Source organism: Thalassobaculum sp. (genome assembly GCF_040219615.1).
Taxonomy (GTDB): domain Bacteria; phylum Pseudomonadota; class Alphaproteobacteria; order Thalassobaculales; family Thalassobaculaceae; genus Thalassobaculum_A.
The window spans coordinates 108610-120026 of record NZ_JAVJSE010000009.1 but is presented as its reverse complement, the minus strand read 5'-3'; the positions used below and the strand labels follow the sequence as shown (position 1 = coordinate 120026).

General features: G+C 72.8%; 11 protein-coding genes. 6 read left to right on the top strand and 5 right to left on the bottom strand.

Annotated elements, in window-relative coordinates; genetic code table 11:
- Positions 1 to 303 (top strand): EAL domain-containing protein (locus RIC31_RS04705; RefSeq protein WP_350103571.1); only part of this gene is annotated, 303 nt, incomplete at its 5' end.
- 171 nt (positions 304 to 474) lie between these two features.
- On the opposite strand, the gene RIC31_RS04700 is transcribed toward RIC31_RS04705, so the two are convergent.
- The gene (locus RIC31_RS04700; RefSeq protein ID WP_350103568.1) at positions 475 to 1938 is read right to left on the bottom strand and encodes an alkaline phosphatase family protein; all 1464 of its coding nucleotides are present in this window, start codon (positions 1936 to 1938) and stop codon (positions 475 to 477) included.
- A gap of 194 nt (positions 1939 to 2132) precedes the next feature.
- On the opposite strand from RIC31_RS04700, the gene RIC31_RS04695 reads away from it, so the two are divergent.
- Positions 2133 to 4178: a hydantoinase/oxoprolinase family protein gene (locus RIC31_RS04695; protein WP_350103566.1), complete on the top strand. Its 2046-nt coding sequence runs from the start codon at positions 2133 to 2135 to the stop codon at positions 4176 to 4178.
- Between the two features lie 2 nt (positions 4179 to 4180).
- Positions 4181 to 5860 carry a hydantoinase B/oxoprolinase family protein gene (locus RIC31_RS04690; protein WP_350103564.1) on the top strand — a complete coding sequence of 560 codons (1680 nt, stop codon included), beginning with the start codon at positions 4181 to 4183 and terminating at the stop codon, positions 5858 to 5860.
- 15 nt (positions 5861 to 5875) lie between these two features.
- Here RIC31_RS04690 and RIC31_RS04685 read toward each other — a convergent pair whose 3' ends face one another.
- Positions 5876 to 6220, bottom strand: a complete 345-nt coding sequence (locus RIC31_RS04685) for a hypothetical protein (RefSeq protein WP_350103562.1) — start codon at positions 6218 to 6220, stop codon at positions 5876 to 5878.
- A gap of 213 nt (positions 6221 to 6433) precedes the next feature.
- Positions 6434 to 6811, bottom strand: coding sequence for a hypothetical protein (locus RIC31_RS04680; protein WP_350103560.1), 378 nt, complete (start codon positions 6809 to 6811; stop codon positions 6434 to 6436).
- Positions 6812 to 7164: 353 nt separating this feature from the next.
- Between RIC31_RS04680 and RIC31_RS04675 the strand changes: the two genes are divergently transcribed.
- From RIC31_RS04675 to RIC31_RS04665, 3 genes are all read left to right on the top strand, one after another.
- Positions 7165 to 7953, top strand: a complete 789-nt coding sequence (locus RIC31_RS04675) for a helix-turn-helix transcriptional regulator (RefSeq protein ID WP_350103558.1) — start codon at positions 7165 to 7167, stop codon at positions 7951 to 7953.
- A gap of 184 nt (positions 7954 to 8137) precedes the next feature.
- The gene (locus RIC31_RS04670; RefSeq protein ID WP_350103555.1) at positions 8138 to 8635 is read left to right on the top strand and encodes a PAS domain-containing protein; all 498 of its coding nucleotides are present in this window, start codon (positions 8138 to 8140) and stop codon (positions 8633 to 8635) included.
- Between the two features lie 137 nt (positions 8636 to 8772).
- Positions 8773 to 9552: an HpcH/HpaI aldolase family protein gene (locus RIC31_RS04665; RefSeq protein WP_350103553.1), complete on the top strand. Its 780-nt coding sequence runs from the start codon at positions 8773 to 8775 to the stop codon at positions 9550 to 9552.
- A gap of 9 nt (positions 9553 to 9561) precedes the next feature.
- On the opposite strand, the gene RIC31_RS04660 is transcribed toward RIC31_RS04665, so the two are convergent.
- Positions 9562 to 10917 carry a sodium-dependent transporter gene (locus tag RIC31_RS04660; RefSeq protein ID WP_350103551.1) on the bottom strand — a complete coding sequence of 452 codons (1356 nt, stop codon included), beginning with the start codon at positions 10915 to 10917 and terminating at the stop codon, positions 9562 to 9564.
- The gene (locus tag RIC31_RS04655; RefSeq protein ID WP_350103548.1) at positions 10899 to 11411 is read right to left on the bottom strand and encodes a DUF2937 family protein; all 513 of its coding nucleotides are present in this window, start codon (positions 11409 to 11411) and stop codon (positions 10899 to 10901) included. The genes RIC31_RS04660 and RIC31_RS04655 overlap by 19 nt, the downstream gene beginning before the upstream one ends.
- Positions 11412 to 11417 lie beyond the last annotated feature (6 nt).

Below are 11417 nucleotides of genomic sequence, written 5' to 3'. Positions count from 1 at the left end.
GGGGCCGAAGCCACCTCGCTCGCCTTCGTCGAGGCGCTGCAGGCCCCGTCGCTGAAGATCGACCGCAGCTTCATGGCCGACTGGCGGAACAAGGGCGGGCTGATCCGCGCGGCGGCCACGCTCGGCGGCAGCCTCGGCAAGCGGATGGTGGCCACCGGCATCGAGACCGTCGAGCAGCTGCGTCTGGCGCGCACGGCCGGCTGCCAGGGCGGCCAGGGCTTCCTGTTCGCGCAGCCGCTGTCGGTCGCCGACTTCGTCCGGTTGGTCAGCGATACCGACGGGAAGCTGACGCTGCCGGAGTGAGCGCTGCGCGGCGACGCCGTGCAGGGTGGGTAGGTTCCGGATGCGTCCCGCTGCGAGCGGGCCGCTCCGGAATGACGGATATGGGGGTCGGGCCTCTCCCTATCGTCGTCATTCCGGGCGGGCGCGCCGCCCCGGCGCGGCCGAGCCGGAACCCACGAAGCGACGGGCCGGTCACGCCGTCCGCAGCCCCCAGCGCAGATAGGGCAGCCTCGACCCCGCGACCCGGGCAGTGACCAGCGTCTGGGCGTAGCCGCCCCGGCCGGCGTCGTGGACCACCTCCCGCACCGGCGGGGCGGCGTCGCCGATCGCGAACGCCTCCTCCAGCGCGCGGCCCGGCATCAGCGGATGCGGCGGCAGGCCGAGCGCCTTCAGGATGGTCGGCGCCAGGTCGACATGGGCGGTCGGGGTCTCGACCCGCGCGCCGCTGCGGAACAGGTCGCCGCCCCAGAACAGGCAGTGGTTCAGCTCGGCCCTGGCGAAGCCGCCATGCATGCCGCCGCCGATCGGGATGTCCGGGTTGTCGGCCAGCGCCACGCCCGGCAGGCCGCCCGCCGACTCGTCGTCGCGGGCGCGCAGGGTGAACAGCACGTCGCCGGCCCGCGGGTGATCGACATTGGCGGCGCCCAGCGGCAGCACGCCGAGCGCCTCCGGGTCGCCGACCCGGGCCAGGATCGGCCCCGTCCACTCGGCATCCTGCAGCACCCGGACCAGCCGCTCGATGCGGGCCGGGTCGCGGTCGCGCACCGCGACGTGGGCCGAGTAGCCGGGCTTCAGGGCGTAGTCGACGTCGGGGCCGAGCCCCTTGCCGACCGCAAGCCCCGCCTTCGCCAGCGCGGCGGCGACGTCGACCTGGCCCTCGACCGTGACGTGGCCGTGGTCGGACATGGCGGCGATGTTCCAGCCGGCTTCCCGGCCCTCGGCCCGCCACCACTCCAGGATCCGGCCGAAGGCGGCGTCGACCCCGCCGATCGCGCTGTCGGCCTCGGCGCTGGTGGTGCCGCGGTAATGGTAGGACAGGTCGGGCTCGTTCAGCCACAGCACCGCCACGTCGGGGCGATGGACCGGCAGGGTGTGCTCGAGCAGGACCCGGACCGCCCACTCGGCGACCGCGGTGTTCGGGAAGTGCTGGACCGGCGGCGCGCCGAACCGGGCGGCGACCTCGCCGTATCCGGCGGCCGGCGAGGAGGCGCCCTCTCCCCAGATCGACAGCACCGGCTGGCCGAGCTCGGCGGCGCGGCCGGCCAGCAGCCGGGCGTTACCGATCTTGCCGGTGGTGACCGCGGCGAAGCGCTTGCCGGCGCCCTGCAGGATCTCGCCGAGGTGGTGGGCGCCGATCAGCCGGCCATAGACCTTCTCGGCGATCGCCATGCGCGGGGTGTCGGAGGTGTCCATCGCCGAATCGAAACCGAGCCGGCGGTCGTAGAAGGCATTCGCCATGATCCCGTGGCCGGCCGGCGGGTGGCCGGTCATCACCGTCGTCACCTGCACCCGGGTCTCGCTCGGGAACGCCGAGGCGGTGTTCGGCAGGGTCACCCCGGCGGCGGCGAACGCCGCGATGTTGGGGGCCAGGTTCGGGGTGGCGTGGTCGAGCCGCAGGCCGTCGAACACGACGACCAGGACCTTCGGCGACGGCATGGATTCCTCCGGGAGCAAAGCAGACCGCGGGAGGATACGGGGCGGCCAGGCGAACCGGAAGCGAAGCTTCGGTTACGATCGGCGGCGGCGCCCGCAGGTCGGCACTTGACGCGCGGGGGCCGGCACCGCTGACATGGCGCCGCCTGTTTCCGCTGTCGCCCGCCGCCCGCCCACCCGCCGAGGACATCCGCCCCGTGAGCACCCTGCGCGTCGCCGTCGACATCGGCGGCACCTTCACCGATCTGCAGATCCTGGACGAGGCGACCGGCGTCGCCCATGCCCACAAGGTGCCGACCACGCCGGCCGACCCCTCGGAAGGCCTGATCGACGGCATACGCGAGGCCTGCGCCCGGCTCGGCGTCGACCCCGGGCGGATCCGGGCGATCCTGCACGGCACGACGATCGCCACCAACGCGGTGCTGCAGCGCCGGCTGCCGGCCGGCGCGGTGATCGCGACCGCCGGCTTCACCGACGTGCTGGAGATCGGCCGTCATGTCCGCCGCCAAGTCTACGCCAACCGGGCCGAGCCGCGCGCCCTGCTGGTGCCGCGCTCGCGCCGGTTCGGCGTGGTCGAGCGGATGCGCGCAGACGGCTCGGTCGAGACCGCGCTGGACGAGGCCTCGGTGCGCGCGGCGGCGGAGCGGGTGAAGGCCAGCGGCGCCACCGCGGTCGCCATCGCCTTCCTGCACGCCTACGCCAACCCGGCCCACGAGCTGCGTGCCGCGGCGATCGTCCAGGAGCTGCTGCCCGACGCCTTCGTCTCCTGCAGCCACCAGGTCAGCCCGGAGATCCGCGAGTTCGAGCGCACCTCGACCACCGTGCTGAACGCCCTGCTAATGCCGGTGGTCAAGACCTACCTGACGAAGCTGGAGGCCCGGCTGGCCGACGCCGGCATCTCGGCACCGGTCTACCTGGTGCAGTCGAACGGCGGCGTCACCACCCCGGCGATCGCCGGCGAGCAGCCGGCCCGGCTGCTGCTGTCGGGGCCATCCGGCGGCGCCCGGGCGGCCGAGGTGCTGGCCGCCGAGCTGGGCGAGCCGAACCTGATCGCGGTCGACATGGGCGGCACCTCCTACGACGTCTCGATCGTGCATGACGGCGCCATCCGGCTGGTCACCCAGGGCGACGTCGACGGCCTGCCGGTGCGGCTGCCGATGATCGAGATCCGCACCATCGGCGCCGGCGGCGGCTCGATCGCCCGGGCCGACGAGACCGGCCGCCTGCTGGTCGGGCCGGACAGCGCCGGCGCGGTGCCGGGGCCGGTGTGCTACCGGCGCGGCGGCGAGGAGCCGACGGTGACCGACGCCAACGTCGCGCTCGGCCGGATCGACCCCGGCTACTTCCTGGGCGGCGCCATGGACCTGGACGTCGACGGCGCCCGCCGGGCGATCGCCGACCGGGTGGCAGCGCCGCTCGGGCTGGAGCCGGGCCCGGCGGCCGACGGCGTGGTGGCGGTGGCGACCGCCCACATGGCGGCGGCGATCCGGCTCAGCCTGTTCGAGAAGGGGCTGGATCCCAAGGACTTCGCGCTGATCTCGTTCGGCGGCGCCGGCGGGCTGCACGCCTGCGACACGGCGGCCGAGATCGGCACCGGCCGGGTGGTGTTCCCGCGCGACCCCGGCACGCTCAGCGCCTGGGGCATGCTGTTCGGCGACGTGGTGCACGACCTCGCGCGCTCGCGACTGACGACCGCCGACGCGGCGGCGGTGCCGGCGCTGGAGGCCCTGGTCGCCGAGCTGCGGGCCGAGGCCGAGGCGCTGCTGGCCCGCGACGGCATCGCCGAGGCCGACCGGGCGTTCCCGGTCACCCTCGACCTGCGCTATCCCGGCCAGGCCTACGAGATCGGCGTGCCGCTGGTGGAACCTGCCGCTCTCGCCGAGTCGGTGGCGGCGTTCCACGACGCCCATGACCGCCAGTACGCCCATGCCGAGCGCCACGTGGTGCCGGAGATCGTCACCGTCCGGATGGCGGCGACCGGCCGGCTGACCCGCCCGGGCGCGCGGCCGTTCGAGGCGGCCGCCGGCGGGACGCGCAAGGGCGCCCGGACGATCCGCGTCGCCGGCGCCGAACGCGAGGCGGCGGTGTGGGACCGTGCGGCGATCGGCCCCGGCCTGTCGGTCGACGGACCGGCGATCGTCGAGGAACCGCATTCGACCCTGCTGCTGCCGCCCGGCTGGCGGCTGACCGCGCATCCGACCGGCGCCCTGATCGCCACCGTCACCGCCGGCAAGGGAGCCTGACCATGGCCGAACCCGACTCGACGACCCTCGATCCGAACGCCCTGGGCCCGATCCAGGTGGAGATCATCCGCAACGCCCTGGTGGCGGCGGCCGAGGAGATGAGCGTCACGGTCTGGCGCACCAGTCGCAGCGCGGTGGTTCGCGAGATCCTCGACTACTCCTGCTGCGTGTTCGACGCCCGCGGCCGCAGCACCGCCCAGGCGGCGGCGATGCCGGTGCACCTGAACTCGATGCCGGCCTGCCTGGAGGAGATCCTGGCCAGCCACATTCCGCTGGAGGACTGGCACGAGGGCGACATCGTCATCACCAACGACCCCTATGCCGGCGGCCAGCACCTGCCGGACATCCAGACCTTCAAGCCGGTGTTCCTGGACGGCCGGCTGATCGCCATCGCCGGCATCCTGGTGCATCACCTGGACGTCGGCGGCGGGGCGGCCGGCTCCTATCACGCCGGCGCCACCGAGATCTACCAGGAGGGCTTCCGGATCCCGCCGCTGAAGCTGGCCGAGGGCGGCCGGCGCAACGAGGCGGTGATCAAGCTGCTGCTGCGCAACACCCGCGAGCCGGCCAATGTCGGCGGCGACTTCGCCTCGCAGCTGGCCGCGCTCGACACCGGCGTCGCCAACCTGCAGCGCATCGGCCGGCGCTACGGCCCCGATACCCTGGCGGCGGCGTGCGAGCGCATCCAGGCGCAGTCCGAGGCGGCGATGCGCGCCGCGATCGCCCGCATCCCCGACGGCACCTACAGCTTCGAGGACTTCGTCGACGACGACGGCATCGAGCGCGACCGGCCGCTCAGGATCCGGGTCGCGCTGACGGTGGCCGGAGACGCCGTGACCATCGACCTGGCCGGTTCGGCCGGGCAGGCGGTCGGGCCGGTGAACTGCACCCTGAACATGACCCGCTCGGCGGTGGTCTGCGGGGTGATGATGGCGCTCGGCAGCGAGGTGCCGGCCAATGCCGGCTGCTACCGCCCGGTCAGCGTGCAGGCCCCCGAGGGCCTGGTGGTCAACGCCCGCTCGCCGGCGCCGGTCGCCAACCGCATGGCCACCGGCCACCGCATCGTCACCACCGTGCTCGGTGCCTTCGCGGCGGCCATGCCGGGGCAGGTGCCGGCGGCCTATTACGGGGTCAGCTACGCCTACGCGCTGAACTGCTTCCTGGAGGACGGGCGGCGGCAGGTCTATTTCGACCTGGAATGCGGCGGCTGGGGCGCGCATCCCCAGGAGGACGGCGCCAGCGGCTTCTCCTGCGGCTTCCACAACATCGCCAACGCGCCGGTCGAGATGCTGGAGAACACCCTGCCGCTGACCTTCGTCGAGTACGCGCTGGTGCCGGACAGCGGCGGGCGCGGCCGGACCCGCGGCGGCCTCGGGCTGGCCCGGGCGTTCCGGCTTGACGCCCCGGCCGGCCGCTTCGCCGCCAACCTGGAGCGCTTCAAGTTCGCGCCCTACGGCCTCGACGGGGGCGAGGCGGGCCGGCCCGGCCGGCTGACGATCCGGCGCGCGGGCGCGGCGGCGGAGGAGGAGCTGCCGTCCAAGGTCGCGGACCTGACGGTGGCCCGCGGCGACGTGCTGCGGCTGCAGACCGCGGGCGGCGGCGGCTACGGCGATCCGGCGGAACGGCCGCGGTCGGCGGTCGAGCGCGACCTCGCCGAGGGCTACGTGACCGCCGGGCGCTGAGCCGCCCCCCAGGCGTCAGGCGGGGTTGCCCGGCTTCGGCATCTCGGCCTGCTCGCGCACCCAGCCCTCGCCGGAGGACACGACGCAGGTCGGGCCGCCGGGGACCGTGACCACGATGGTCCAGGTGCCCCTGTCGTCGGAGCTGTAGATCTGGACGAGGTTGCCGGCGGCGTCGACGCCGGCCGCGGTCAGGACCTCGCCATACTCCCGGCCGAGCTGGTCGACCAGACTGGTGGCCTGCGGCAGGCACACCCTGGCTGACTGGGCGTCGGCTTGCTTGGCGCCGGGCGCCGTCAGGGCCAGGGCCAGCACGCCCGCGATCGCCGCCGTTCTGGCAACAAGTGCGTTGGACCGTGTCATGACCCGCTTCCTTTCCGGGACCGTGGGCCGGTCCCCTGCCTCGACGTTCTGTCGTCGAAAGACTCTGGTAAGGAACCGTTGACCATTCGTTAGGACTCGGCTCCCGAAGTTCCAGTATGTCTGCAAAATCCTAATAAGAAATGACCCGGTCCGAGATTTCATGGTCCGAATATGGGCGCCCGTCGTCTTGATCGAGGCCGGAGGGAGGGCGACTCAGGAGGCGTAGTCGGGAGCGGGCACCGGCTTCGGGACTTCGGCGATCCGGGAGTCGTCCCAGCCTTCCCCGGACGAGACGATGCAACTCGGCCCGCCGGGGATGGTGACCGCGATGGTCCAGGTACCGTCGCTCGAGGAGAACACCTGGACCAGGTTGCCCTCGCCGTCGACGCCCTGGGCGCTGAGTTGCTCGCCGAACTCCTGGCCGAGCTTCTGAACCAGCATGTCGGGCGGCGCGCAGGCCCGCACGGCCTGAGCGCCTGCGGTGCCGGACTGCAGGGCGAGCATGAGCAGGACCGCCGCGGCGGTCGGCGCGGCGTGGGTGGTGAACCGGGCAGGCCTGGCGGAACGGTCGGTGGCGGGTACTCGAACCATGGTCAACCTCCTCTGCGGAGCCGCTCACGGCGGCGTGGCCGGCGGCCCGTGCATGGGCTTCCCGTGCAGCCGGCCGCGTGTCGGTCTCCCATCGTTCCTTGCCAGGTGTTGCATCAAGTCAGACAGTCAACGACGACGGTCGAGATTCAGTTCCCGTGATCAAGCTGACAGAATTGCGTGGAATTGCTGTGGACTGTCACGGCGACAGGGCCGCCGGGTTCTGTCGTATTTTAGAAATATCCTAGGTTACAAAGTGCTGGACGGTGACGTCCGAGAAAATCGCTCATCGAACACACGAGGTTTCTCTTTAGTTAACCAAGCAATGGCGTATATTGCCGCCGCAATTGCTGACCGTGCCCGACGTGAAGACCATGGCCTTGCTGGAATCGACGGACCGGGATCTGGGCGGCGTGCGTCGTTGGGCGGCCGAACTGTGCCTGTGCGAGGACGACGCCGAGTCGCAGGTCGTGCTTGCCCGGGCCTTCGCCGACATCGGGTTCGAGTCGGTGGCCGCCCTGCGGCGCGATTCCGGATCCGCCGCCACCATGCTCTGGCGCACCATGGAGGGCCTGGCGGTCGGGATCGAGGATCCGCTGACGGCCGCCAATCAAGCGGTTCTCGCGAAGCTCGACCCCAAGGTCGACCGCTGGATCATCCGGCAGACCGGGGTGGTGTCGCACGAGGACTTCCTGGCCATCGACCGCCGCACCTACCGGGAGTTCATGCACCTGCCCGAGGATTTCGGGCACGGGCGCTGGCGGACCGTCCTGTCGGTGCCGCATCGGGTCGGCGACCGGTGCCTCAGCCTCGGCGTCGCCAGCGTGTCGCCGTTTGAGCAGAGACGCGAGGACATCGGGGCGGCGCGGTTCCTGGCGGGGCTGTATTTCTCGCTGCTCGACGGGCGCAGCCCGGAACCGGGCGGGGCGGACCGGTCGCTCGGGCCCGTGCAGGTCGACATCCTGCGCTGGGCGGCAGCCGGCAAGACCTATCACGACATCGCCGACATCGTCGGCCTCACGCCGCGCACCGTGCGCTACCACCTCGACCAGGTGCGCAGCCACTACGGCTTCGCCACCGTCATCCAGGCGATCGTCCAGGCGGCCAAGGATTTCGACTTCGATCCGCTGCTCGGCGGTCGCTAGCGAGCGTCGCCGGCCGCCCTGTCGGGCCGGCATGACGCTTGTGACAGTTTTCTCAAATTGATCGCGTTCCTAGAACCGAACTGGTTAACCGGCGCCTGACGGCCTGCGGGCGGTCCGCCGAGGCCTCTGGGACGCGCGTCGGAGACGCGCGCCGGGGCCGATGGGACGGGAAGGGCCGCCGTTGATGGAGACGATCATCCGGGAAGACCTGCTGCGGCGCGTGCACGCGGTGTGGGCGGCCGCCCGGGCGCCGGGCACGGCGGTCCCCACGCGCCGGGCGCTCGACCTGCCGTTCTCGGTGTCCTTCGCGCTCGCCAACATCGCCCTGCTGGACGTGGAGGAGGACGGCGGCGGCCGGCGGCGTTACCGCTACCGGCTGGTCGGCGAGGAGATCATCTGGCTGCTCGGCGGCAACGTGACCGGCCGGCCGGTCGACGAGGTCCTGCGGGGCAAGCTGCGCGACCGCATCGTCGACATCCTCGACCGCTGCGTGGCCAGCCGCCGTCCGGACTACACGGTGTTCGAGTTCCCCTGGGAGTCGGTGGTCCGCTACGCCCGCTACTGCGCGCCGATCGACGGCTGCGACGGCCGGGGCGTCGACCAGATCCTGGTGGCCGTGGAGTCGTTCGTCGACGAGGCGGCCCAGGCGACGGTCCGTTCCCTGAACGACACGCCGGTCTGAGCGTCCCGGCCCGAGCGTTCCGGCCCGAGCGCTCCGGCCCGAGCGCTCCGGGCATCCCTGTCGTGCACGCCTCGGCGTTGCGGCCGGGGTTGCCGCGTGCTTGGCTGCGCACGCCAACCCGCAGGAGACCCCCGGTCATGTTCCGCCCGAACCACCTCAAATCCGTCATCGCCGCCGGCCAGCCGGCGCTCGGCGTCTGGCTGCAGCTGGGCGAGCCGTCGATCGCCGAGATCGCCAGCCTGGCCGGCTACGACTTCCTGATCCTGGACAACGAGCACGGCCCGGCCTCGCTCGAGCAGACCGTCCACAGCATGCGCGCCGCCCAGGCCGGCAAGGCGACCGTGATGGTCCGGGCGCCCGGCCAGGATCCCGACTACCTGAAGCGGGTCCTGGACGCCGGTGCCGAGGCGATCATGGTGCCGATGGTCGAGACCGCCGAGCAGGCCCGGGCCGTGGTCGCGGCCTGCAAGTACCCGCCGGCCGGCCGCCGCGGCTACTCGGCGCCGACGGTGCGCGCCTCCGGCTACGGCGCCGACCCGGACTACGCCGCCAGGGCCAACGACACTCTGTTCATCTGCGTGCAGATCGAATCCCACACCGCCGCCGACAACGCCGCCGAGATCGCCGCGGTCGAAGGTGTCGACCTGGTGTTCATCGGGGTCGCCGACCTGTCCGGCTCGATCGGTCTGATGGGCCAGCCCGGGCGGCCCGAGGTGGACGCCCAGATCCGCAAGGCCGAGGCCGGGGTGCGGGCGGCCGGCAAGCCGCTGGGCACCATCCCGCGGCCCGGCCACAGCATGGTCGAGCTGGCGGCCGAGGGCTACCAGCTGCTGGCCGGGATCGCCGATTCCGGGGCGCTGCGGGCCGCCTTCGTGGCCGACGTGGCGGCCTTCGCGCCGGCGAAGCGCAAGGGCTGACCGGCGCCGTCAGCCGGCGGCGGAGCGGATCAGGATCGCGGCGATCGCCAGCGGTACCGGCAGCCGCAGCAGCCAGACCCACAGGGTCCCGGTCCGGGTCTGGGCGAGGTCGGCCTCGCGCAGTGCGAGGCCCTTCTCGATCCGCCAGCCGACGAACAGCGCAATCGCCAGGCCGCCGAGCGGCAGCAGCAGGGTCGAGGCGAAGGCGTCGATCGCGTCGAGGATGCCGTGCCGGCCGATCCTGACCTCGGCGAGCCACCCGAAGCTGAGGGCCGAGGGCAGGCCGAGGGTGAACACCAGTGCGCCGACCGCCAGCGCCGCGGTACGGCGGCGCAACCGCAGGCGGCGCATGGCGACCGCCACCGGCACCTCCAGCAGCGAGATCATCGAGGTGAGGGCGGCGGCGGCGAGCAGCAGGAAGAACAGGGTGCCGACGATCCGGCCGCCCGGCATCGCCAGGAAGATCTGCGGCAGGGTGATGAACGCCAGCTCGGGGCCGGCCCGGGGGTCGAGCCCGAACGCGAACACCGCGGGGAAGATCGCCAGCCCGGCGAGCACCGCGAACAGGGTGTCGCCCAGGACGATCGCGGTCGCGGACGCCGGCAGCGCCACGCTGCGCGGCAGATAGCTGCCGTAGGTCGCGAACACCGCGCATCCCACGCCGATCGAGAAGAACGCCTGGCCGAGGGCCGCGGCGTAGACCTCGGGCCGCCCGAGCGCCTGCCAGTCCGGCGCCAGCAGGAAGCGCACCCCGGCTTCGGCGCCCGGCAGGGTGACCGCGTGCAGCGCCAGGCCGAGGACGATCGCTGCCAGGGCCGGCATCAGCCAGCGGTTCAGGCGCTCGATGCCGCCCTGCACGCCGCCGACCACCACCGCGGTGGTGACCGCCAGCATCGTGGCCTGACACAGCACCGGCCAGACCGGCCCGGCGATGAACTCCCGGAAGTAGCCGCCGTAGCCGGCCGCGGCGACCGTCCAGAGTTCGCCGGTGACCGCCCCGGCGGCGTAGCCGAGCGCCCAGCCGGCGATCACGGCGTAGTAGCTCAGGATGATGACGGCGCCGGCCACGGCGATCCAGCCGGCGACCGGCCAGGAACCGGGGACGGCGGGATCGGAGAGCGTGAAGGCCGACACGGCGTCGCCCTGGGCGCGCCGGCCCAGGGACAGCTCGGCGATCACCAGCGGCAGGCCGATCAGGACGACGAACAGCAGGTAGACGACCAGGAACACTCCGCCGCCGTTCTCGCCGGCAACATAGGCGAATCGCCAGATGTTGCCGATCCCGACCGCCGAGCCGACGGTTGCCAGGATGAACCCGGTACGCGACCGCCATTGCTCCTGACCGGTCATCGCCGGCGCGGCCATTGCGGCCGGGCGATCCGCTCGATCAGGCGGGTGCCGCCGGCAAGCCCGGCATGCAGCAGCCAGCCGAGCAGCAGCCCGACCCCGCCCCAGCGCGGGTCGATGGTCAGGCTCGGCCGCCACTGCGCGTAGGCCCGCTCCAGGATCGTCCGGTCGTGCGACCGGGCCACCACCCACGGCCGCGACCAGGGGCCCGCCTCGGCCATCTCCTGCTGCAGGGCCGACAGGACCACGACACGCTCGACCAGCCGTTCGACGGCCTCGCCGGTCCGGCGGAAGGCGAGGTCGTCGGTGGTCGCCATGCGGCGGCGGTAGTCGTCGAAGCTGAGGCCGGCGCCGGCCGCAGCGCGCTCGAAGCTGTCGAGCGTGGACCGGGCCTCGTCGAGCGCGCCGCCCAGCCGTTGGGCGTAGGCGTCGACGAAGTTCGGGACCTGCGAGCCGAGAACCGCGCCGCCGATCACGAATACCAGGAACACCAGGTCGCGGATCACCACCATGGCCGC

What these genes read in the sequence shown, in the direction of transcription:
- RIC31_RS04700 (WP_350103568.1), bottom strand. Translation starts at nt 1,938, where the DNA reads ATGCCGTCGCCGAAGGTCCTGGTCGTCGTGTTCGACGGCCTGCGGCTC.
- RIC31_RS04690 (WP_350103564.1), top strand. Translation starts at nt 4,181, where the DNA reads ATGGCCGAACCCGACTCGACGACCCTCGATCCGAACGCCCTGGGCCCG.
- RIC31_RS04685 (WP_350103562.1), bottom strand. Translation starts at nt 6,220, where the DNA reads ATGACACGGTCCAACGCACTTGTTGCCAGAACGGCGGCGATCGCGGGC.
- RIC31_RS04680 (WP_350103560.1), bottom strand. Translation starts at nt 6,811, where the DNA reads ATGGTTCGAGTACCCGCCACCGACCGTTCCGCCAGGCCTGCCCGGTTC.
- RIC31_RS04670 (WP_350103555.1), top strand. Translation starts at nt 8,138, where the DNA reads ATGGAGACGATCATCCGGGAAGACCTGCTGCGGCGCGTGCACGCGGTG.
- RIC31_RS04665 (WP_350103553.1), top strand. Translation starts at nt 8,773, where the DNA reads ATGTTCCGCCCGAACCACCTCAAATCCGTCATCGCCGCCGGCCAGCCG.
- RIC31_RS04660 (WP_350103551.1), bottom strand. Translation starts at nt 10,917, where the DNA reads ATGGCCGCGCCGGCGATGACCGGTCAGGAGCAATGGCGGTCGCGTACC.
- RIC31_RS04655 (WP_350103548.1), bottom strand. Translation starts at nt 11,411, where the DNA reads ATGGTGGTGATCCGCGACCTGGTGTTCCTGGTATTCGTGATCGGCGGC.